Consider the following 21,744-nt stretch of genomic DNA (forward strand, 5'->3'; position numbering starts at 1 on the left):
GTACGAGATTCTGGCCGACGGTGCTCGACATGAGGCAGGGGGTTGGGATGGCGTGCGCGAGCCGCACCGGTCGGGTGCGGGGTGTTCGGCGTTGGGTTTCGGGTGGAGTGCTCGCGGCGGTGGCCGTGCTGACGCTCGCGAGCTCGGCGCCGGGCGCGACGTTCGGCTTCGAGGACGTCGCCAAGCGCGCGCAGGAGCTCGCGGCCGCGCCCTACAAGGACACGCGCGGCCCCGTGCCGGACTGGCTGCTCCAGATCAGCTACGATGAGTGGCGGGACATTCGCTTCCGCACCGATCTCGCGCTGTGGCGCGATCGTCCCGGCTTCCAGATCCAGCTCTTCCACCTCGGGCTGTTCTACGACCGACCGGTGCAGATCAACGTCGTCGAGGGCGGGCAGGTGAAGCCCGTCGAGTTCTCGCCGAGCATGTTCGACTACGGGCGCAACAAGTTCGCGAGCCAGGTGCCGCAGGACCTCGGCTTCGCGGGCTTCCGCATCCACTATCCGATCAAGACGCCCAAGTACCACGACGAGGTCGCGGTGTTCCTCGGCGCGTCGTACTTCCGCGCGCTCGGCAAGAAGGAGGTCTTCGGGCTCTCGGCGCGCGGGCTTGCGATTGACACGGCGGAGTCCACGGGCGAGGAGTTCCCGTACTTCCGCGAGTTCTGGCTGGTGAAGCCAAAGCCCGGCGCGAAGGAGATGGTGGTGTACGCGCTGCTCGACAGCCCGAGCGTCGCGGGCGCCTACCGCTTCACCATCAAGCCCGGCGAGACCACGGCGATGGACGTCCAGGTGCGGCTCTTCCTGCGTCGGGAGATCAAGAAACTTGGTCTTGCGCCGCTGACCAGCATGTTCTTCCACGGCGAGAACACGAACAAGGCGCTGCGCGACATCGTCGACTTCCGGCCGGAGGTCCACGACTCCGACGGGCTGCTGGTGCACACCGGCACCGGCGAGTGGATCTGGCGTCCGCTCGAGAACCCGCGGACGCTGCACGTTTCGAGCTTCCTGACCGAGCACCCGAAGGGCTTCGGGCTCATCCAGCGCGACCGCGACTTCGCCAACTACCAGGACCTCGAGGCGCGCTCCGAGCTGCGGCCGAGCGCGTTCGTCGCGCCGAAGGGCGACTGGGGCAAGGGACGCGTCGAGCTGGTCGAGATCCCGACCAAGTCCGACGTCAATGACAACATCGTCGCGTACTGGGTGCCCGCCGATCCGCCGCAGCCGGGCAAGCCGTTCGACTACTCGTACACGCTCGACTGGTACGGCGACGACGCGAAGCGTCCGCCGGGCGGTCGCGTGGTCGCGACGCGGCACGACTTCGGCACCGTCGAGAACGCGCACCGCTTCGTGATCGACTTCGGTGGCAAGACGCTCGAGAAGATTCCCGCCGATCGCGTGCTCCGTGGCGTCGTCACGGTCGCGGGCGGCGACGAGTCGGCGACCATCCTCGAGCAGCAGGTGATCAAGAACGAGGTGACCGGCGGCTGGCGGCTCACCTTCATGCTGCGTCCGCAACGCCGCGGTCCGATCGACGTGCGCGCCTTCCTCGACAGTGGCGGCGACACGCTGACCGAAACGTGGTCTTACGTGATTCTGCCTTGAGCGACGGCGGTAACCAGGCGGCGGCCGATCTCGCGGCCGAGCGGGCGAAACGAGCGGCGGAGCGACGCACGGCGCTGTTCGAGGTCCCCGCCGACCGTCTCTTCCAGGACTGGCAGGGAGCGCACTCGCGCGCGCTGGCCTACCTCGGCGCGCTCGGCATCCCGAGCGAGGAGCGTCCCACGCTCGCGCAGGAGGCGGTGCAGCGCGCGCTGCAGGTGCAGCCGTGGGGCCCGGACAGCGACGCGGTCACCGAGACGCTGCGCGCGCTCGAGGAGATCCTCGAGAAGCGCGGCGCGGCGCTGCGCGCGCCGTGGGACCCGGCGACCGATCCGTTCCTTCCCTGGCGCGTCGAGTCGGCGTTCGGACCGGAGCCCGGCGTCACGGATCCCGGCGCCGAGCTGCCGGTGCGCGACGGCGTGCTGTGGTCGGGTCCGCCGCTCGCGCGCGGCGCGATGGTGCCCGAGAAGATCGAGCGGCGCTTCTTCCGCCGTCTGCTGCGCCGCCGGCGCACGACCGCCGAAGGCACGCAGGCGCGCTTCGGCGCCGAGCTGCGCCGTCAGCGCCGCCAGCTGCCGTGGACGCGCGTCGCCGCGCGCCGCCGCCTGCTGCTGCTCGTGCTCGTCCTGATCCCGAGCATCATCGCGAGCGGCTTCATGGTGAACGTGCTGCCCGATCAGGGCGGCACCTGGATCGAGGTCGCGATCGTCGTCCTGTTCGGCGCGCTCTTCGGCTGGATCTCGATCGGCTTCTGGACGGCGACGCTCGGCTTCTTCACGCTGGTCGGGCGCCGCGACCGCTTCGCGATCACCAACCTCGCCGACGCGCCGGCGGACGAGCCGATCTCGCCGGAGGCGCGCACCGCGATCGTCATGCCGATCGCGGAGGAGCCGGTCGAGCGCGTGTTCGCGGGGCTCAAGGCGATCCACGCCTCGCTCGAGCGCGCGGGCGTGCGCCAGCACTTCGACTTCTTCATCCTGAGCGACTCGTCGTCGCCCGACACCGCGGCGCGCGAGGAGGTCGCGTGGGCGACCTGGTGCCGCGAGATCCGCGGCTTCGACCACATCTTCTACCGGCGGCGACGCGTCCGGCAGAAGCGCAAGAGCGGCAACGTCGCCGACTTTTGCCGCCGCTGGGGACGCCGCTACCGCTACATGGTGATGCTCGACGCGGACAGCATCATGACCGGCGAGTCGCTGGTGAAGCTCGTCCGCATGATGGAGCGCAGCCCCGAGGTCGGGCTGATCCAGACGGTGCCGGTCGCGGTCAACCGACGCTCGCTGCTCGCGCGCGTGCAGCAGTTCGCGAGCCAGGTGTCGGGTCCGATGTTCGCCGCCGGTCTGCACTACTGGCAGCTCGGCGACGGCCAGTACTGGGGCCACAACGCGATCATCCGCGTCGAGCCGTTCATGAAGCACTGCGGCCTGCCGCGGCTCTCCGGCAAGCCGCCGCTCGGCGGCGAGATCCTGAGCCACGACTTCGTCGAGGCGGCGCTGCTCGGACGCGCGGGCTGGACGCTGTGGCTCGCGTTCGATTTGCCGGGCTCGTACGAGGAGGTCCCCTCGACGCTGCTCGAGGAGATGAAGCGCGACCGGCGCTGGTGTCAGGGCAACCTGCAGCACCTGCGTCTGCTGTTCAGCGAAGGGCTGTTCGGCGCGCACCGCGTGCTCTTCCTGAACGGCGTGCTGTCCTACGTGTCGGCGATGCTGTGGTTCGCGTTCCTCCTGCTCAGCACCGTCGAGGCGGTGATCATGGCGCTGCGCGAGCCGGACTACTTCCCGAACGGCCCGAGCTTGTTCCCCGACTGGCCGATCTGGCGACCCGACTGGGCGCTGGCGCTGCTCGCGGTGACGGCCGCGATCCTCTTCCTGCCCAAGGTGCTGAGCATCCTGCTGGTCGTGCTGCGCGGGCGGACGCGCGCGCACGGCGGCATCGTGCGGCTGTGCGCGAGCGTGCTCGTCGAGCTCCTGCTCTCGACGCTGCTCGCGCCGATCCGCATGGTGTTCCACACGCGCTTCGTCGTGCAGAACCTGCTCGGCCGCACCGTGACCTGGAAGTCGCAAGGTCGCGACGACGCCGAGACGAGCTGGGGCGAGGCGCTGCGCCACCACGGGCTCGACACGCTGTTCGCCACCGCCTGGGGCGTCACGCTGTACTGGCTCAATCCCGACTACTTCTGGTGGGTGACGCCGATCATCGCGGCGCTGCTGCTCTCCGTGCCGACGTCGGTGTACTCGAGCCGCGTCAGCCTCGGCGACCGCGCCCGGCGCCTCGGTTTGTTCTTGACGGAGGAGGAGACCTCGCCGCCGCAGGAGCTGCGCGACCTGTGGGAGAACGAGCGCATCGCGGCCGAGGCCAGCGCCAAGCTGCCGCCCGAGCAGCGCGACGGCTTCATGCGGGCGCTGATCGATCCCTACGTGAACGCGCTGCACCGCGCGCTGCTGCGCCGGCCGCGCAAGCTGCGCCCGTCGATCCGCGAGGCGCGCGAGCAGCTCGCCGAGCGCCTGCTGCGCGACGGCGTGAGCGCGCTCTCGCCGCGCGAGCAGCGCATCGTCTTCCACGACCCGGACCTCGTCGACCGACTCCACGCCGAGATCTGGCAGCTGCCCGGCGCTGGCGCTTCGCACGCGCGGATCGGCGGCGCATGAGCCGGCGGCGCCCCGCCGGGGCCCGCGGCGAGCGATCGTCCGCGTACTGGAACGACGTTGCGAGCGGCAGCGAGCAGGGCGCGCCGCCGCTCTGGCGTTTGCACGCGGACCGCGCGACGCTCGCGCTGCTCGAGGGCTGGTGGCCCGCCGGTCGCTGCGCGCGCGTCCTGAAGACGGACCTCTACGACGAGAGCCGCACGCGTGGGCTCGTGCCGGCGCTCGCCGAGCGCGCCGACGTCGTGGTCGGCATCGACGTCTCGACCGTGGTCGCGCGTCGCGCCGCGGCGGGCGGTCCCGTGCTCGTCGTGACGTCCGACGTGCGCGCGCTGCCGTTCGGTGCGGGCGCGTTCGACGTCGTGATGTCGAACTCGACGCTCGATCACTTCCGGGCGAAGGGCGAGATCGGGCGCGCCCTGCGCGAGCTCGAGCGCGTGCTGGCCGCCGACGGCAGCCTGCTGCTCACGCTCGACAACCCGCGCCACCCGCTGCTCGCGCTGCGCACGATGCTAGCGCCGATCTGGCGCCGGCTCGGGCTCGTGCCGTACCCGCTCGGCGCCACCTACGGCGCGCGGGAGCTACGCGAGGCGCTCGTCGCGAGCGGCTTCACCGTCGAGGCGCTCACCGCGGTGCACCACTTCCCGCGGATCGCGCTGGTCGCGGCGCAGCGCCTGCTGCCGGTGGCGCTGGGCGAGCGGTTGCTGCGCATCGCGGATCGCGCCGAGCGCTGCGGCGCCTGGCCGACCCGCTTCGTCACCGGGCAGTACGTCGCCGCGCTCGCGCGCCCGACGCGCGGGTGCGCGAGCCAGCAGGCGACGGATCGTCACGCGGCGGCCTGAGCGGCGCGCGCAGTCGCGATCCGAGCGCCGCGCGAAGCGGCACGTCCGATCTCAGCGTGAGGTCGGGCCGGAGCGCCGCGGGAAGGGACGGGCCCGAGCGCTGCGTGAGGTCGCTGCGGAGCGCGGCGTGAGGTGGCGCGGGAGCGCCGTGTGAGGTGGCGGCAGGAGCGCCGCGCGAGGCGCGCGTGCCGGCGACGCCACGTGGACGCCGCCGGCACGCACGGTTGGATCAGTGGTTGTGACCGGTGTGCGCGACCTGGCTCACGCCCATCGAGTGACCGGCGTGACCCGTGCCGCGGGTCGGGGCCATGCAGCCCTGGAAGTGCGGGAAGATCGGGTTGGTCGCGAGCGAGCGTCCGTGCGCGTCGTAACCCGCCGCGACCGCCTGGATGCTGGCCGCGAGCGAGATGTCCTCGCCCGGCGCCGTGGGCGGCATCGCGCCCGGCACGGTCGGGTCGATGTACTGCGCGCCGAAGAGCACGAACATCTCGTTCTGCGTGCTCTCGCCGCCCGTGATCGGGCACGCGTCGCAGAGGCCGTCGCCCGCGCCCGGCTCCGAGTCACAGGTCGCGTGATCGTCGGCGCCGTTGCACGGCGCGCCGATCTTGCCGGAGACGCACGCCGTCGGCTTGCACGTGCCGCCGACGCCGACGTTGGGCGGGATCAGCGACAGACGCGTCACCAGATCCACGTCGGGCGAGCCGTCTTCCTTCACGCCGTTGTTGAACACCGCGCAGTAGCGCACCGTGCGGTCCTTCGGATCCGGCGAGTCGAAGGCGAGCGGCGGATCGTAGCGCTGCTGCGTCGGGTCGCTGTAGTCCCAGCTCTCGTAGATGATCGAGCCGTCCGGCGCCTCCACCCAGAAGTACTCGCCGTGCCGGTGCACGTGGGCGAACAGGTGGAAGACGCGCGAGCCGATCGGGAAGACGTGGTCGTTACAGAACGTCTCCTTGGTGAACGGCGGGTTGTTCGGACGGAAGATCGCGCTGAAGTCGCTGATGCGCACCGCCGGGTACGTCTGATCCTTCGCGAAGAAGTAGTTCAGACGCGCGTGCATCGTGGTGTCGTGGTTCGTCGTGTTGAAGGCGTGCGAGTTCCAGTAGATCACGCCCTTCAGCGGGATCTGCGAGAAGACGCCCGGGTGGAACGGCATGAACGCCTGCGCCTGACCCGCGCCGCCCGCGATCTCGGCCGGCTGGTCCGACGGCGGACCGTAGCCGATGCAGGCGAAGCTCTCCTGGATCTCGCTGTGGCAGATCCCGCCGTTCGGGCACGAGCTGAAGTCCTTCGGATCACACACCTCGCCGTGGCGGTCGCCGCCCGAGCACGTCCAGGTGCCGAACGACGGATGGGTCACGTCGATCCCGCCCGGCTGGAAGTTGAGCGGCGAGTAGTAGAGCAGCAGGTGGTGGCTCTGCGGATCCTGACGGAGCTCGAAGCCGCTGAAGCGGAACAGCTCGCCGCTCGGATCCTTGTACTCGTCCGGCACCTGGTCGGTGAAGTCGTAGTAGGTCGCGAAGCAGAGCTCGTGCTCGCTCTTCGCCGGCAGGTGCCACTCCGGCATGACGAACTGGATGCCCTCGTCCGGCGCCGGCGGCGGCAGCGGCTCGATGATGATCGGCTCGGGCTCGGGCAGGCAGGCGTCGAGCAGCGACTCGGTGCCGATCACCGTGCCCTCGCGGGGCGCGCCCGCGTAGATCCACAGGCGGAGCAGCTCGAGCTCCTGCGGCGTGATCGGCGCGCGACCGGCCGGCATCGGCGACCCCGAGATGTCGACGCTCCCCGGGTTGGTGGCGGCCGCGAGCTTGAGCCACAGGTAGCTGCGGTCGTTGTCGCCGGGCTCGATCAGCTTGAGCGAGCTGCCCGTCGCACGCTTGTTGTAGATGTTGTCGTACGCGACGTCGGGCGAGAGGTTGAGGCCGCCCTGCGCGCTGGAGCCGTGGCAGATCTGCTCCGTGCAGCCGTGCCGCTCGAAGATCACCTGCTGGATCCCTTCGAACGTGCTCGAGAACGTTTGCTCGCAGCTCGGATTGCCCGGGTCCGGGCCAGGGTCGGGTCCAGGGCCGATCGGACCTCCGCTCCCGCCTCCGCCGCCGCTGTCACCGCAGGCCGCCGCCATGCTCAGCACCAGCGCGGCGAGAAGCGCGCGGCCGGCGCCGGCGAGGCTGCGCCCAAAGGTGGCGTCGTTGTCAAACTTGGCCATCGCTCGCGTCCCTCCGGGTGGGTGTCGGCGCGCAGCCCGCGGGCGCGCGCTCCATGCGAGGCCGATTGTCGCATACGATTCCGAAGGAAGGCCAGCCCTGCGACGCACGGGGCGGCCCTCGAGACCAAGCATTCGCAGCGCGCAGCGCAGGTCCGTGCGCGATCGGTCGAAATGGCTGCGCGAACGGTGCGTCATGGGGGCCGTTTTCGAGCCCCGAGCGCACCCCGCTCGCCCCGGATCCGGATGCGCGGGGCGGATCCGGGGCGAGCGTTCCCCTCGAGTGAGGCGCGCTACTCGCTCGTCGCCTCCACCTCCTCCATCGTGAGGCGCAGCTTCCGCGTCCTGGCGGTGCGCGCCAGCAGCGGCGACGCGACGACCGGATCGGGCGGCCGACGCAGGTGGAAGTCGGTCACGTCCTGGTACGCCGCGACGAGCGACAGCAGGCGATCCTCCGCGTACGGCATGCCGCCCAGGATCGCGCCGATCGGGATGTCGGACTGCGCGGCGGTGTTGAACTGGAAGCCGATCGGGAAGGCGATCTCCGGGAAGCCGATGATGTCGAACGGCACCGGATCGGTCTGCACGACGACGTCGCACACCGAGAAGATCTGCTCGAAGACGCGTCGCGCGAGCAGGCACTTGGCGCGCTGTCCCTTGAGGAACTCGTCGCCGCTGATGAAGAGACCGTTGATCCAGCCGCTCAGCGAGACGCCGAACAGACGCACGTCCTGCTTCAGGTACTCGAGGAACGGCTCCGAGCGCTCGGGCAGGCGCACGTTGTTGAACGCGCCGCCGGTGAGCACGCTCCAGTCGTCGGGGAGCGGCACGTCGACGATCTCGGCGCCGAGGTCCGCGAAGGTGTCGAGCATCGCGCGACGCGCGTTCGCCGTCGCGCTCGTGCCGCTCGTGTAGCCCGGCAGCACGCCGATCGTCGTCGGCCAGCGCAGGACGGTCTTTCCCTTCTTGCGCACCGGGGTCGCCGCCGTGATCAGGTTCGGCACCTTCGGCAGACCGAGCGTGCGCGGATCGTTCTCGTCCGGACCGGCCAGCACCTGGGTCATGATCGCCGCGTCCATCGCGTCGCGCGCGAGCGGACCCGAGTGGTCGCGCGTGTAGGACAGCGGAATGATGCCGTAGATCGAGGTGCGGCCCATCGTCGGCTTGAGGCCGGTGAGGCCCTGCGCGGTCGACGGTCCGGTGATCGAGCCGCCGGTCTGCGTGCCGACCGACGAGGCGGCCATCCGTCCCGCGACCGCGGTCGCGGATCCGGTCGACGAGCCGCCGGGGTTCACCGACGGCGTGTTCGGCGTCCAGGCGTTGACCGTCGTGACCACGCCGTCCGGCGTCGTGGCGCGCGTCGTCGCGAGCGGGCCCATCTGCGTCTTGCCGATGATGATCGCGCCCGCGGCCTTGAGGCGCGCGACGCCGGTCGCGTCGAAGCTCGGCACGAAGTTCTCGAAGATGTACGAGTTCGCCGTCGTGCGGACGCCGGCCGTGTAGTAGTTGTCCTTGACCGCGACCGGCACGCCGAACAGCGGCGGCTTTTCGCCGCGCAGATCGAGCGAGCGCGCGATCGCGCGCGCCTCGTCGGCGAGCACGGTGTTGAACGCCTGATAGATCGATTCGTATGCGTCGATGCGCGCGAGGTAGGCATCGACCAGATCGATCGCCGCGATCTTCTTGGCGCGGATCAGCGTCGCCGCCTGCGCGAGCGTGACCTCGGTGAGATCGCTCGGCACCTTCGCCTCGGCCTTCACGCCGGCGAGAGGAGCGAGGTTCGCCGACGATGCGGTCGACGCGCGCGCGCCGAGCGGGCGCGCGAGCGTCGCGGCCGAGGTGACGGTGGTGAGCGCGGCGAAGCGCGCCAGGAATTGACGTCGGTCGAGCTGTCGATCGAGCGGCGGCTCGGAGACGTCGTTCTCTTGGACCATCGAAGGTTCGCTCATCGGGGCGCTCCTTTCGTCACTCGTCGGTCCACTCGGAGAAGCCGGCCGGGTAGAGGATCGGCGGGTTCTCCTGGACGTCGACCGCGAAGTTGCTGATCGTCGGCACGGAGCTGCGCAGGATGCTTCGCACCGAGGAGAGGATCCTCGTCTGATCCGCGGGTGCGGACGAGTCCGACACCGGCAGCACGCTCAAATCGATGCCGAGGAGATTGAGACGAGCGATGATCCAGGTGTTGAGCTCGTCATCCGTCGGCGGAGACGTCGCCATAAGAATTCCTCCGTGAATGGGGTAGTGCGTCCGAGGACGCAGCGAGCTCCTGCTCGCGCTGCGGCGGGCAGCAAGTTCGATGCCCCGGGGCCCGAGCGAAAACGCGCGGCACGGGCGACGTCGCCGCGCGCATGCTGCGACAAACGCGAGCAGTCGGCTGCTCACGTGCGGCAGCGTCGTGCGCCGGGAACGCGGAGCGCCGACGAAACCAGCAGCGCGATGGAAGCGCGGAACGAAGAAGAAGCGCGTAGCGCGGAAGGAGTGCGGAGCGCGGCGGAGGAAGGAGGCCGGGACCGCGACGCGCGCGGTCCCGGCCGTACGATCACGGCGTCGTCGCCGGAATGCAGAGCTCGGTCGGCTGACGCACGACGAGCACGTCGTCGCCGAGGTCCGGGTTGTGCGTCGACACCGTGACCTTGGTGAAGCGCACGCGCGGCGGCAGCTTCACCTGGTAGCAGACGAGCTCCGCTGCGGGCGTCGTGGTCGGCGCGCCGTCGACCTCGACCGGCGTGCAGACCTTGTTGACCTTCTTCACCAGGAAGCTCTGCCCGCCCGGATGGAACTGATCGACGAGCGTCGGCGGCGGAGGGGCCGTGAACTTCGGCGAGCCCGCGGCGAGCTTCGCGCGGTAGCACTTGTAGTGGTCGACGTCCGTACCGGTGTAGGGCGGGGCGCCACCGTCCCCGAGCGCCTTGCTCGACGGCACGAGCAGCGAGTCCTCCGCGAGCAAGGTGAGGTTGCGGCTCGCGAACGCATCGCTCGTCGTGCGGTTGGTCTTCACGAATCGCGGCGAGCCCGGCGGACGCTTGATGACGAAGCCCTCCTGGTGCGCGTCGGGCTCCTGCACCGTGCCGCCGTTCACCGACACCGGATTGCACAGCGTCACGGCGCGCTTCACCGCGAAGGGCAGCGGACCCACGAGCTCGTCCTCGAGCGTCAGCAGCGTGTCCTTCGGCAGCTTCGGCTGCCGCGGCGCGAGCACGGCGCGGTAGCAGAGGTACGCGTCCGTCGTCGGCGCCGGCGATGCGATCGGCGCGACGCGACGCACGTGCCCCGTGTTGATCGCGACGTAGTAGAGCGCGCCGTCGGGTCCGAAGACGATGTCGACGGGGCCACCCGCGGACGTGACGAAGGGCGTCGGCGCGCCGACGATGTCGTTGCGGCTCGCGTTCACCTCCGCGTGGTAGATCGCGTTGCCGGTGTAGTCGCCGAAGAAGTAGTCGTTCTCGCGTCCGCCGAACGACGCGCCGGCGAACGCGCCGCCGGTGATCGAGCTGCCGAGCGCCCCCGGACCCGAGTGCGGGTAGGTGAAGATCGGCGCGACGTCGCCGGGCTCGGCGCAGCCCGCGGGCAGCGTGCCCTCGCAGTAGGGCCACGAATGGTTCTCACCGGCGCCGACGATCGCGATCTCCTCGATCGTCAGGTCGCCGACGTCGCCGACCCAGAGCCGACCGGTCAGCGGATCGAAGCCGAAGCGGAAGGGATTGCGGAAGCCGTAGGCGAAGATCTCCGGACGCGCGCCGGGCACGCCGACGAACGGATTGTCGGCGGGCGCCGCGCCGTCGAGCTCGAGGCGCAGGATCTTGCCTTCGAGCGCACCGAGGTCCTGCGCGTAGGGATTGGTCGACGAGCCCGGTCCGCCCTGGTTGTCGCCGCGGCCGGTGTCGCCGACGCCGACGTAGAGCTTGCCGTCCGGTCCGATGCGCAGCGCGCCGCCGTCGTGGTTGCCGAAGTCGGTGCGGATGCCGGTGAGCAGCTCGACGAGCGACGCGACGTTCACCGTGTCGCCGACCATCGTCACGCGCACGACCTGGTTGAAGCGGTTGGTCGCGCTGCCGCAGCCGCCCGGCGCGGGCTTCGTGCGATAGAGATAGATGAAGCCGTTGGTCGCGAAGCTGGGATCGAGCGCGATGCCGAGGAGCCCCATCTCCGATCCACTGCACACCGGGATCGAGACCAGCGTCGTCGCGACGCCGCCCTGGACGAGCTTCACGGCGCCGCCCTTCTCGGTGACCAGCAGCCGTCCGTCGGGCAGGAACGCGATCGCCGTCGGGGCGCTCAGACCGGTGACGACGGCCGTGTCGGTGAAGCCCGCGACGGGCGTGCCGGCGTGGGCGGTCGCGGCGACGCTCGCGAGCACGACGGCGAGCGCGAGCTTGGCGTGGGTCTTCATGTCAGCCCTCCCCGGCGCCCAACCGGGGCGGGCGGGCGCCCTTCCGACGCTATCCCGAGGTCACGGACGGCGGCAACAACGCTTGTGAAATTTGCACTGATAGTGCATGCAAAGCGTTCGGCTGCGGGAGGATCACGCAAATGAGGATCGCCAAGCGCGTGCTGCTGGTCGTCGTCGTGCTCGTCGTGCTGAGCGTGGCGACGCTGCTCTACCTCTTCTCGGGTGGCAAGCTCGAAGGCCCCGGCGAGATCACGAAGGTGCGGCTGCCGGACGAGGTCGTCGCGACGCGCGAGCAGCAGCAGCGCGAGGCGGCGCAGCGGCTCGCGCCGGGAGGCGAGGCGCCGGGCACGGAGAAGCAGATCCTGTTCGGCGACCTGCACGTGCACACGACGTACTCGGCCGACGCCTTCATGATGAGCCTGCCGCTGCTGCACGGCGAGGGCGCGCACCCGCCCGGAGACGCCTGCGACTTCGCGCGCTACTGCTCGGCGCTCGACTTCTGGAGCATCAACGACCACGCCGAGGCGATCTCGCCGCAGCACTGGAAGGACACCAAGGAAGCGATCCGCCAGTGCAACGCGGTCGCGGGGGATCCGGAGAATCCCGACGTCGTCGCGTTCCTCGGCTGGGAGTGGACGCAGGTCGGCGCGACGCCCGAGACGCACTACGGGCACAAGAACGTCATCTTCCGCGACACGGAGGAGGAGAACGTGCCGCGGCGTCCGATCAGCGCTGCGGGACGCACGCTCACGCTGCTACGCCGCGGACAGCCGCTCTGGCAGCGGATCAGCACGGTGCTGCTCGACCTGCCGAACCGCCAGCGCTACCTCGACTTCGGCGAGTACCAGGCGGACCTGCGCGACGCGCCGATGTGCGAGTCCGGCGTCGACACGCGTCAGCTGCCGGACGACTGCATGGAGATCGCCGACACGCCGCAGGAGCTGTTCGAGAAGCTCGCGCAGTGGGGCTTCGACTCGATCGTCATCCCGCACGGCACGACCTGGGGTCTCTACACGCCGAGCGGCTCGACGCTCGACAAGCAGCTCACGCTCACGCAGCACGACCCCGAGCGCCAGACGCTGTTCGAGATCTTCTCGGGCCACGGCAACTCGGAGGAGTACCGTCCCTACGTCGACGCCGTACCCGGTCCGGACGGCGAGCTGGTCTGCGCCGAGCCCACGCCGGAGTATCTGCCGTGCTGCTGGCAGGCGGGCGAGCTCATCCGCCAGCGCTGCGGCGACGCGCCGCCCGAGGAGTGCGAGCGCCGCGTGCGCGAGGCGCGCGCCAACTACCTCGCAGCCGGCACGGCGGGCCACCTCACCGTGCCCGGCGCGCGCGTCGAGGAGTGGAAGGACTGCGGCCAGTGCCGCGACTGCTTCCTGCCCGCGTTCAGCATGCGTCCCGGCAACTCCGCGCAGTACGCGCTCGCGATCAGCAACTTCGATCGGCCGGGTGAGCGCCGTCGCTTCCGCTTCGGCTTCATCGGCTCGAGCGACAACCACACCGCGCGTCCCGGCACGGGCTACAAGGAGTTCGGCCGCCGCTACATGACCGAGGCGACGGGTGCGCGCGACGAGACCTGGCAGCGCCGCCTCCTCGGACCGCCGGTCGAGCGCACCCCGGAATCCGAGCCGTTCGACTTCGCGACCACGAAGGCGCAGCCGTTCCAGATCGTCGACTTCGAGCGTCAAGCATCGTTCTTCATGACCGGCGGCCTGGTCGCGGTGCACGCCGAGGGCCGCAACCGCGACGCGATCTGGGAGGCGCTCAAGCGGCGCGAGGTCTACGGCACGTCGGGCGACCGCATCCTGCTCTGGTTCCACCTGCTGAACGGCCCCGACGGCGAGATGCCGATGGGCTCCGACACCTGGCTCGATCGTCCGCCGCTGTTCCGCGTGCGCGCGGTCGGCTCGTTCAAGCAGAAGCCGGGCTGTCCCGACTACGCGACGAGCGCGCTGTCGCCCGAGCGGCTCGAGCACCTGTGCCGCGGCGAGTGCTACAACCCGAGCGACGAGCGCCACCGGATCACGCGCATCGAGGTCGTGCGGGTGAAGCCGCAGGTCCGGCCCGGCGAGCCCGTCGCCCAGCTCATCGAGGATCCGTGGCTGCGCTTCGACTGCCCGCCCGATCCCGCGGGCTGCGTCGTCGAGTTCGACGATCCGGACTTCGTCACCGGCGGCCGCGACACGACGTACTACGTGCGCGCGATCCAGGAGCCGACGCCGGCGGTCAACGCGGGCGGGCTGCGCTGCCGCTACGACGAGGCGGGCAACTGCGTCGAGGTCAATCCGTGCTACGGCGACTACCGCACGCCGTTCGACGACGACTGCCTCGCGCCGAGCGAGGAGCGCGCCTGGTCGTCGCCGATCTACTTGACGCTGGCGCCGGCGGTCGCGACGGCGTCGGCCGCGGAGGAGTCGGCGCCGCAGTAGGGGTGCGTCGCCGCGCCCGGCGAGCCGTCGTCCGGCGCGCGGTGCGCGACGGCGGTTCGGGCTTGGCCGCGGGCGCGCGGGCGGATAGGACGGGGCACGCATGCCGTACGTGATCGTCGAGAAGCCGCGGCCGCACGTGAGCCTCGTCACCATGAACCGCCCCGAGCGGATGAACGCGCTGTCGTTCGACACCGTCGTGCCGCTCTACGAGGCGCTGCGCGCGGTCGCCGCCGACAACGACACCTGGGTCGTGGTGCTGACCGGCGCGGGGCGCGGCTTCTGCTCGGGGCTCGACCTCGAGGACCACGGCGTGCCGCCGAACGTCGACGGGCTGCCGATGTCGCGCATCGCGATTCGCGCGATGGAGCTGATGTCGGACCTGGTGCCGACGCTGCGCGCGATGCCGCAGCCGGTGATCGCGGCGGTGAACGGACCGGCGCACGGCGGCGGCATGTGCTTGCCGCTCGGCGCCGACGTGCGGCTCGCGTCCGAGAGCGCGACGTTCCGAGCGGCCGGGATCAACAACGGCTTGACGGGCACGGAGCTCGGCGTGAGCTTCCTCCTGCCGCGTCTGATCGGCGCGTCGCGCGCGTTCGAGTTCATCCTCTCGGGACGCGAGATCGACGCCGCCGAAGCCGAGCGCGCGGGGCTCGTGTCGCGCGTCTACCCCGACGCCGAGCTGCTGCCCGCGGCGCTCGACCTCGCCGAGCAGATGTGCGGCTACAGCCCCCACGGGCTCGCGATGACCAAGAAGGTGCTCTGGTCGAACCTCGAGTCCGGCAGCCTGACCAACGCGATCGACCTCGAGAACCGCAACCAGCTCCTCGTGCGCTTGACGACGCAGAACCTCGAGGAGGCGATCCGCGCGCGCCGCGAGAAGCGCAAGCCGAAGTATCGGGACTGAGCGGGGCGCCAGGAGCGAGCGTGCGCCGCTCTCGGGCGCGACGCGCGTCGCTGCACCGAGCCGCGGGCGAGCAGCCGCGAGATCAGCGGTACATCGCGCCGCGCGCCGTCGCGACCGGCAGGTCGAGCAGCGACAGCACGCCCGGCTTCGCCGCGCACACCGCGGGGATCGCGTTCAGCACGCGCATCGCGGTCGCGACGAGCCCGCCCGTGTTGTGGTCGCCGTCCTCGCCGCGCATGTGCAGGTCGCAGGTGAACGACGGGTTGCCCTCGATCGCGACGCGGTACCCGCCGCCTCCCGGCAGGCGCGGCCAGTCGGGCGCGATGTCGTCGACGAGGCGCGTCACGTGCTCGACGACGATCGCGGGACGGCCGCGCACGATGCCCTGCACCTCGAAACGTAGCGCGGCGGTCGTGCCCTGCGGCACGTGGCCCGCCGCGACGTCGAACGCGCGCTCCGCCGGACGGCGCTCGTGCTTCTCGCGGATCTCCTCGAGCTCGACGCCGAGCGCCGCAGCGAGCACGTGCACGACCGAGCCCCACGCGATCGTCAGCACGCCGGGGATCAGCAGCAGCGGCGTGTGGTCGAGCGGCTTCGCGAAGCCCATGGTCTCGAACAGGACCTGCGCCTGGTCGTAGGTGTCGTAGTTGAGCACCTCCATGACGCGCACCGAGTCGACGCGCTGGCAGGCGTTCAGCAGGGTGATCGGCAGCAGGTCGTTCGCGAAGCCGGGGTCGATGCCCGAGGTGAAGCACGACGTCTGGCCGCGCTGGCAGGCGGCCTCGAGCTTCTCGACCAGCGTGCGCTCGGCCGCGGGTGGGTAGATCAGCGGTACGACCGACGTCGAGACCACGTTCGTGCCGGCTTCGAGGATGCGACACATGTCGTCGACCGCCTCCGCGGGACGCAGGTCGGCGGTCGCGGTGTAGGACACGCAGTCGGCGTCGAGCGCGAGCAGCGCGTCGACGTCGTTCGTCGCCTTGACGCCGACCGGCGGCAAGCCGCACAGCTCGCCCGCGTCGCGGCCGACCTTGTCGGCGCCGTGCACCCAGAGGCCGACGAGCTCGAAGTCCGGCCGCTCGAGGATCGCCCGCAGCGCGTGCTTGCCGACGTTGCCCGTGCTCCACTGGATGACGCGATGTCGCATGCCGGCGCCTTATCCCAGCGTCGGAGCCGTTGACAATCGGTCTCCGGCGCATGAACACGGAAGCGCTCGCAGCGCTCGCGATGCTCGTGTAACGGGTGCTATACGGGCAGCTGACCCCAGCGAGGAGGTTTCGCCGTGCACACCGAGCTCTGTGATCGCTTCGGGATCGAGTTCCCGATCTTTGCCTTCAGCCACTGCCGCGACGTGGTTGCGGCGGTGTCGAAGAACGGCGGCTTCGGCGTGCTCGGCGCGGTGGGCTTCACCGCCGAGCAGCTCGAGGTCGAGCTCAAGTGGATCGACGAGCACGTGGGCGACAAGCCGTACGGCGTCGACATCGTCATCCCCGGGAAATACGAGGGCATGGGCGAGATGGATCCGGCCAAGCTCGAGGAGCAGCTCCGCGCCGCGATCCCGCCGCAGCACCGTCAGTTCGTCAAGAAGCTGCTCGCCGACGCCGGCGTGCCCGAGCTGCCGGAGGAGGAGCGCCACCACGAGCTCCTCGGCTGGACCGCCGCCACGGCGAACCCGCAGGTCGACGTCGCGCTGCGCCACGAGAAGGTGCGGCTGATCGCCAACGCGCTCGGCACGCCGCCCGACGACGTCATCGAGCGCGTGCACCAGTCGGGTCGGCTGATCGCCGCGCTCTGCGGCAGCCCGAAGCAGGCGCTCGCGCACAAGAAGGCGGGCGTCGACATCATCATCGCGCAGGGCACCGAGGGCGGCGGCCACACCGGCGAGATCGGCAGCATCGTGCTGTGGCCGCAGGTGGTCGAAGCGGTCGCCCCGACGCCGGTGCTCGCCGCGGGCGGCATCGGCAGCGGGCGGCAGATCGCCTCGGCGCTCGCGGTGGGCGCGCAGGGCGTGTGGACCGGCTCGATCTGGCTCACCGTCGAGGAGGCCGACGCCCCGCCCGCGCAGCGTCAATCCTACCTCGCCGCGACCAGCAAGGACACCGTGCGCTCGCGCTCCTACACCGGCAAGCCGTGCCGCATGCTGCGCAACGACTGGACCGAGGCCTGGGAGAAGCCGGACGCGCCGGGCTACCTGCCGATGCCGCTGCAGGGCATGGTCACGATGGAGGCCGTGACGCGCACGCACCGCTACGCCGACAAGGCGCAGCGCGTCGCGTTCAACCCGGTCGGCCAGGTGGTCGGGATGATGAACGAGACGCGCTCGGTGCGCCAGGTGATCCAGTCTCTGGTCGAGGATTACCTGCAGGCGGTCGAGCGGCTGCAGGCTCTGATGCCGCAGGCGGGCTGAGCCGCCGCGCACGGCGGTCGAGCGCGCTCAGATCCGGCGACTCGGAGGCGCCGAGGCTCGCGAGCGCCATCAAGGCCGCGAGCAGCGCCGCGAAGACGAGAAAGCGCATCGTCGGGCTCCTCGTGCGTCATCGACGCCGCGGCCGCCGCGCTCTTTCACGGGCGCGCGCGTGCGTGCAGGGGCGCGTGCGACGGCCTCCGCGTCAGCCCTCGTACTCGGCGGCGACGAAGCCTGCGCGGCAGCGCTCCGCGTAGGCGCGCAGGTGCTCGCGCGCGAAGCGCTCGCGATCCCAGGGCTCGGCCGAGAGCTGGTCGCGATACGCCGCCCGCACGAGGTAGATCTGCGCCGGATGAGGCGCTCCGTCGCGCGCGAGCACGGTGACGACGCGGCGCTCGTAGAGCTCGCCCTCGAAGCGGTCGAGCCGTGCGAGCGCCGCGCCGTCGACGTCGAGCCACAGCACGCCGTCGAGCAGCGCGCCGTCCTCCTCGATCGCGCCCGGGTACACCGCGCCGCGCACCGTGCGGCACGCGTAGCCTGCGAGCGTCGCGGGCAGCGAGGCGAGGCTGCGGCCGGTCACGGCCTGCATCACCTCGGGAAACATCAGCGTCCCGTAGGTGAAGACCGATGTCCGTCCGCTCACGCGCGCGCAGCGGGCGCCACGTCCTCCGCGAACGCCTGCAGCTCGTCCGGGAAGATGGGCTGGAAGAGCATGAAGATGAAGTGCGTCACGCCGGCGTCGCGGTAGCGGGCGATGGTCTCGAGGCACTCGTCCTTGCTGCCGATCATCGCGCGCCGACGCGCCTCCTCGAGGCTGCACTTCTGCGCCGCCGCGACCATCTGCGTGACGACGGCCTCGCGCTCCGTGCCGCCGCCGTAGCAGAGCGGCATCGCGACCGTCTTCTCGATCTCGTCGACGTCGCGCTCGACGGCGTCGCCGTGGCGGCGAATGACGTCGATCAGCTCGCGGAAGCGCTCGGGTGAGCCGAACGAGTTCCACATGTCGGCGTGCTGCGCGACGATGCGCAGCAGGACCTTCTCCCCGCTGCCGCCGATCATGATCGGCGGGTGCGGCTTCTGCACCGGCGGCGGCTGACCGAGCGCGTCGGCGATCCGGTAGTGCTTGCCGTCGAAGCTGAACTTCTCGCCGGAGAACATCCCCTTGAGGATCTTGCACGCCTCGTCGAGCGCGCGCAGGCGCTGCGGGACGGTCTTGAAGTCGATGTCGAAGGCGCGGTGCTCGAGCTCGAACCAGCCCGCGCCGATGCCGAGGTTGAGGCGTCCGCCGCTGATGTGGTCGAGGCTCGCCGCCATCTTCGCGAGCACGCACGGGTTGCGGTACGTGTTGCCGTTGACCAGCGTCCCGATCCGCGCCCGCGTCGTCGCCTGAGCGAGCGCCGACAGCGTCGTCCACGCTTCCAGGCACGGCCCGTTCGGATCGGCGAAGATCGGGTAGAAGTGGTCGAAGTTCCACAGCGAGTCGTAGCCCCAGGCATCGGCCTTGCGCCACAGATCGAGCAGGTCGTTCCACGCGACGTACTGCTGTCCCGTCTGGATGCCGAAGCGAATCGGGTGGCGTGCCATGCGGCTCCTCCTGTCCTTCCTTGGTCCTCCTCGACCTTTGTCACTCGCGCGACGCTGGAGGAAGACCGCGCATGCGACGATAGTGCGCGGCCGCCTTCATGCGGTTGCCGCAGCCGCTCATGCTGCACCAGCGCCGGCCGTGGTTCTTCGAGGTGTCGTAGAAGTAGAGGATGCAGGCCGGGTTCTCGCAGCGCCGCACGCGCGCGAAGTCGACCTCGCACAGGAGATCGCTCGCGGCTTCGGCGAGCGGCACCAGCAGCCGACGCGGCTCGCCGACCTCGAAGTGAAAGCGGCGCGCGATGCGACGTCCGCTGCGCACGAGCTCGGTCCAGCCGGCGCGCTCGCGCAGCAGCGCGTTGACCGCGTCGAGCGCCGACTGCGGGACGGGCTTGCCGGCGAGGATCCGGTCGACGGCGAGGCGCAGCTCGCCGCGCAGCGCGCGCGCGTCGGCGAGGACGCGGCGGCCGGCCGGCGCGTCGGCCCAGCGCTCGCGCGCCTCGCGCAGGGCGTCGCCGCTGACGAGGTCCGCCTCGGCGAGCCACGCGACGAGATCGGCGTAGGACTGCAGCAGGTCGACGCGCTCGCCGCGCGCGATCACCTCGGTGTTCAAGAAGTCGAGCGCGCGCTGGTTGGCGAGCCAGAGAAACCTGCGCGCGGGCGTCTTCTCTCTAACCGGCGTCATCCGTCTTGACTGGTTAGCACAATCGGCCTACAACCACCAAAGAGCAAGTTCACTGGTTAGTCGAAGAAGGGCGATGCGCACGCCGTACCACGAGGGCGAGCTCGCCGTGCAGCGACGCCTCGGCGTCGAGGCGATGGCGGCGAAGATCGGCCGCGGCATCCACGCCGAGCTGCCGCCGGCGGCGGTCGAATTCCTCGCCGCGCGAAGCTTCGTGATCGTCGCGGCCGCGAACGAGGCCGGCGAAGTCTGGGCGTCGCCGCTCGTCGGCGCGCCGGGCTTCCTGCACGCGGAGAGCCCGCGCGCGCTCGCCATCGACGCCGCGTTGCACGCCGGCGACCCGCTGCGCGACGCGCTCACACGCGAGACCAAGGTCGGGCTGCTGGCGATCGACTTCGCGACCCGGCGCCGCGTGCGGGTGAACGGCGTCGCGCGGCTGCGTCGCGGCGGCGGTCTCGCGCTCGAGGTCGAGCAGGCGTACGCGAACTGTCCTCGTTTCATCCACCGCCGTCTTCCGACGGAGAGGACGGCTGCGCTCGCGCCGCAGGAGCCCGCGCGGAGCCGGACGTTGACCTCCGCTCAGCAGGCGTGGATCGCGTCCACCGACACCTTCTTCGTCGCGACCGCGCACGCCGAGCGCGGCGCCGACGCCTCGCACCGCGGCGGACCTCCGGGCGTCGTCGGCGTGCTCGACGAGCGCACCCTCGCCTGGCCCGAGTACGCGGGCAACACGATGCTCCAGACGCTCGGCAACCTCGCCGTCGATCCCGCGTGCGGTCTCCTGCTCGTCGACTTCGGGCGCGGCGCGACGCTGCAGGTGACGGGACGGGCGACGCTGCTGTGGGACGCGCCCGCGCGCGCGGGCGCTCAGGCGGCGGTGTGCGGCGTGCGGCTCGAGCTCGACGCGGTGGTGGAGACCGCCGGCGCGTTCCCTGCGGGCTGGTCCGACCTCGAGACGTCGATCGAGAACGCGCCCACCTGAGCGCCGCTCTTCCTGCGCAGCGTGCCGAGGAAGAGCGCCATGAGCTCCGCACGGCTTCGCACGCCGAGCTTGCGGTAGAGCGCCGTGACGTGGTGGTGCAGCGTGCGCGCGCCGAGGCCGAGCTCGTACGCGATCTCCTTCTCGGCGAGGCCGGACAGAAGGTGCTGCAGGACTTGACCCTCGCGAGGCGTCAAGCGCTCGCCGCACGAGAACACACCGCAGGCGAGCGCGAGCCGGCGTGCGACGTCGGGAATCGACGCGAGGATGCCGCGGACGAGGTCGCGCTCCTCGTCGCTGAAGCACGGGGTTCCGTCGCGCCGATAGGCGCCGAACAGCAGCTCGAGACCGCCGCCGATGGGACGTCCGCCGACGATGCGGTCGCGGATGCGGCACTCCCGGAGCAGCTCCCGCACGCGACGCTGCTGCAGCCTTGAGCCTGGCGTGAGGTCGGGCTCGAGGAAGGCGCGCGACGCGCCGGCCGTCCGCGCGAGCGTCACGATCGCGTGGTCCTGCGGCAGGTTCGGTAGGTGGTGGTACCACTCGTCGAGGATCCTCGCGTCGCGCTCTGCGTTGGGGCCGTAGCGCAGCGCGAAGGTTCCGCGCCAGCCGCCGAGCGGATCGTCGTCGGCGACCGCGGTCGAGCGCACGCCGAAGGAGAGCAGCGCGTCGCTCGCCCCGATCAGCTCGCAGGTGCGCTCGAGCAGGTGGCGCACCGTCGCGTCGACGTCGGCGAACGACAGCTCGCCGACCTCGCCGACCAGGCTCGGCAGCTCCGACCACCCAGAACGTGCCACCACGACACGCATCGGTCGAAGCTCGCCTCGACTGAAGGGTGGCAGGTACCCCAAGAACCCCGCGAGGCGCAGGTCGCTCGGACGCAACACGCCGTCGCGCGCGGCGCGGGCGCCATGTCGCTCGACCTGCGCTGTGCGCCAGCGTGCGGTCGATTCTCGACCCCGGCCGTTTGGCCGTCTCGACGTGCCTCCGCGCGCGGCGCACGATGCGGCACGGAGCGCGCAGAGCGGGGAGGTGGGCGATGGGCTCGAGGCAGATTTTTTGGCTAGTCGCGGGCAGGCGAGCGCCG

At 71.0% G+C, this 21,744-nt stretch carries 16 protein-coding genes; 7 read left to right on the forward strand and 9 right to left on the reverse strand.

Annotated features, from left to right (window positions below):
• The first annotated feature begins 119 nt into the window (after positions 1–119).
• From VIS07_04255 to VIS07_04265, 3 genes are read left to right on the forward strand one after another with little or no spacing between them, the layout of a single operon-like run.
• Complete coding sequence (locus VIS07_04255) at positions 120–1,604, forward strand: glucan biosynthesis protein G (GenBank protein ID HEY8514711.1); 1,485 nt, start codon at positions 120–122, stop codon at positions 1,602–1,604.
• A complete protein-coding gene (gene mdoH / locus VIS07_04260; GenBank protein ID HEY8514712.1) occupies positions 1,601–4,249 on the forward strand; it encodes a glucans biosynthesis glucosyltransferase MdoH in 2,649 nt (882 codons plus the stop codon). Before VIS07_04255 ends, mdoH begins: the two co-directional genes overlap by 4 nt.
• Positions 4,246–5,085: a class I SAM-dependent methyltransferase gene (locus tag VIS07_04265; GenBank protein ID HEY8514713.1), complete on the forward strand. Its 840-nt coding sequence runs from the start codon at positions 4,246–4,248 to the stop codon at positions 5,083–5,085. Before mdoH ends, VIS07_04265 begins: the two co-directional genes overlap by 4 nt.
• 229 nt (positions 5,086–5,314) lie before the next feature.
• Here VIS07_04265 and VIS07_04270 read toward each other — a convergent pair whose 3' ends face one another.
• The 4 genes from VIS07_04270 to VIS07_04285 form a co-directional block, all read right to left on the reverse strand.
• Entirely contained in the window at positions 5,315–7,288 is a 1,974-nt protein-coding gene (locus tag VIS07_04270; protein ID HEY8514714.1) for a hypothetical protein, read from the reverse strand.
• Positions 7,289–7,578: 290 nt separating this feature from the next.
• A complete protein-coding gene (locus VIS07_04275; protein ID HEY8514715.1) occupies positions 7,579–9,234 on the reverse strand; it encodes an amidase in 1,656 nt (551 codons plus the stop codon).
• Positions 9,235–9,250: 16 nt separating this feature from the next.
• Complete coding sequence (locus VIS07_04280) at positions 9,251–9,502, reverse strand: hypothetical protein (GenBank protein HEY8514716.1); 252 nt, start codon at positions 9,500–9,502, stop codon at positions 9,251–9,253.
• 322 nt (positions 9,503–9,824) lie between these two features.
• Positions 9,825–11,675, reverse strand: a complete 1,851-nt coding sequence (locus tag VIS07_04285) for a PQQ-dependent sugar dehydrogenase (GenBank protein HEY8514717.1) — start codon at positions 11,673–11,675, stop codon at positions 9,825–9,827.
• Positions 11,676–11,815: 140 nt separating this feature from the next.
• On the opposite strand from VIS07_04285, the gene VIS07_04290 reads away from it, so the two are divergent.
• Both VIS07_04290 and VIS07_04295 read left to right on the forward strand, forming a co-directional pair.
• Positions 11,816–14,107: a DUF3604 domain-containing protein gene (locus VIS07_04290; protein ID HEY8514718.1), complete on the forward strand. Its 2,292-nt coding sequence runs from the start codon at positions 11,816–11,818 to the stop codon at positions 14,105–14,107.
• Positions 14,108–14,207: 100 nt separating this feature from the next.
• Positions 14,208–15,011, forward strand: coding sequence for an enoyl-CoA hydratase (locus VIS07_04295; GenBank protein HEY8514719.1), 804 nt, complete (start codon positions 14,208–14,210; stop codon positions 15,009–15,011).
• Positions 15,012–15,093: 82 nt separating this feature from the next.
• Here the strand turns inward: VIS07_04295 and VIS07_04300 are convergent, their stop codons facing one another.
• The gene (locus tag VIS07_04300) at positions 15,094–16,158 is read right to left on the reverse strand and encodes a diacylglycerol kinase (GenBank protein HEY8514720.1); all 1,065 of its coding nucleotides are present in this window, start codon (positions 16,156–16,158) and stop codon (positions 15,094–15,096) included.
• A 135-nt stretch (positions 16,159–16,293) separates the two neighbouring features.
• On the opposite strand from VIS07_04300, the gene VIS07_04305 reads away from it, so the two are divergent.
• The gene (locus tag VIS07_04305; protein HEY8514721.1) at positions 16,294–17,418 is read left to right on the forward strand and encodes a nitronate monooxygenase family protein; all 1,125 of its coding nucleotides are present in this window, start codon (positions 16,294–16,296) and stop codon (positions 17,416–17,418) included.
• A gap of 202 nt (positions 17,419–17,620) precedes the next feature.
• Here VIS07_04305 and VIS07_04310 read toward each other — a convergent pair whose 3' ends face one another.
• Genes VIS07_04310 through VIS07_04320 form a run of 3 tightly spaced genes read right to left on the reverse strand, consistent with a single transcriptional unit; the run spans position 17,621 to position 19,681 of the window.
• On the reverse strand, positions 17,621–18,058 hold the full coding sequence (locus VIS07_04310; protein ID HEY8514722.1) for a gamma-glutamylcyclotransferase family protein: 438 nt from the start codon (positions 18,056–18,058) through the stop codon (positions 17,621–17,623).
• On the reverse strand, positions 18,055–18,999 hold the full coding sequence (locus tag VIS07_04315) for a TIGR03560 family F420-dependent LLM class oxidoreductase (protein HEY8514723.1): 945 nt from the start codon (positions 18,997–18,999) through the stop codon (positions 18,055–18,057). Before VIS07_04315 ends, VIS07_04310 begins: the two co-directional genes overlap by 4 nt.
• 40 nt (positions 19,000–19,039) lie before the next feature.
• Complete coding sequence (locus VIS07_04320) at positions 19,040–19,681, reverse strand: ABATE domain-containing protein (GenBank protein ID HEY8514724.1); 642 nt, start codon at positions 19,679–19,681, stop codon at positions 19,040–19,042.
• Between the two features lie 73 nt (positions 19,682–19,754).
• On the opposite strand from VIS07_04320, the gene VIS07_04325 reads away from it, so the two are divergent.
• Positions 19,755–20,660, forward strand: coding sequence for a pyridoxamine 5'-phosphate oxidase family protein (locus VIS07_04325; GenBank protein HEY8514725.1), 906 nt, complete (start codon positions 19,755–19,757; stop codon positions 20,658–20,660).
• Here the strand turns inward: VIS07_04325 and VIS07_04330 are convergent.
• The gene (locus VIS07_04330; GenBank protein HEY8514726.1) at positions 20,546–21,454 is read right to left on the reverse strand and encodes a LuxR C-terminal-related transcriptional regulator; all 909 of its coding nucleotides are present in this window, start codon (positions 21,452–21,454) and stop codon (positions 20,546–20,548) included. The two genes, VIS07_04325 and VIS07_04330, sit on opposite strands and share 115 nt — an antisense overlap.
• Positions 21,455–21,744: the final 290 nt, after the last annotated feature.

This window comes from Candidatus Binatia bacterium (genome assembly GCA_036563615.1).
GTDB lineage: Bacteria > Desulfobacterota > Binatia > UBA12015 > UBA12015 > DATCMB01.

What these genes read in the sequence shown, in the direction of transcription:
- VIS07_04265 (HEY8514713.1), top strand. Translation starts at nt 4,246, where the DNA reads ATGAGCCGGCGGCGCCCCGCCGGGGCCCGCGGCGAGCGATCGTCCGCG.
- VIS07_04270 (HEY8514714.1), bottom strand. Translation starts at nt 7,288, where the DNA reads ATGGCCAAGTTTGACAACGACGCCACCTTTGGGCGCAGCCTCGCCGGC.
- VIS07_04275 (HEY8514715.1), bottom strand. Translation starts at nt 9,234, where the DNA reads ATGAGCGAACCTTCGATGGTCCAAGAGAACGACGTCTCCGAGCCGCCG.
- VIS07_04280 (HEY8514716.1), bottom strand. Translation starts at nt 9,502, where the DNA reads ATGGCGACGTCTCCGCCGACGGATGACGAGCTCAACACCTGGATCATC.
- VIS07_04285 (HEY8514717.1), bottom strand. Translation starts at nt 11,675, where the DNA reads ATGAAGACCCACGCCAAGCTCGCGCTCGCCGTCGTGCTCGCGAGCGTC.
- VIS07_04290 (HEY8514718.1), top strand. Translation starts at nt 11,816, where the DNA reads ATGAGGATCGCCAAGCGCGTGCTGCTGGTCGTCGTCGTGCTCGTCGTG.
- VIS07_04295 (HEY8514719.1), top strand. Translation starts at nt 14,208, where the DNA reads ATGCCGTACGTGATCGTCGAGAAGCCGCGGCCGCACGTGAGCCTCGTC.
- VIS07_04300 (HEY8514720.1), bottom strand. Translation starts at nt 16,158, where the DNA reads ATGCGACATCGCGTCATCCAGTGGAGCACGGGCAACGTCGGCAAGCAC.
- VIS07_04315 (HEY8514723.1), bottom strand. Translation starts at nt 18,999, where the DNA reads ATGGCACGCCACCCGATTCGCTTCGGCATCCAGACGGGACAGCAGTAC.
- VIS07_04320 (HEY8514724.1), bottom strand. Translation starts at nt 19,681, where the DNA reads ATGACGCCGGTTAGAGAGAAGACGCCCGCGCGCAGGTTTCTCTGGCTC.
- VIS07_04325 (HEY8514725.1), top strand. Translation starts at nt 19,755, where the DNA reads ATGCGCACGCCGTACCACGAGGGCGAGCTCGCCGTGCAGCGACGCCTC.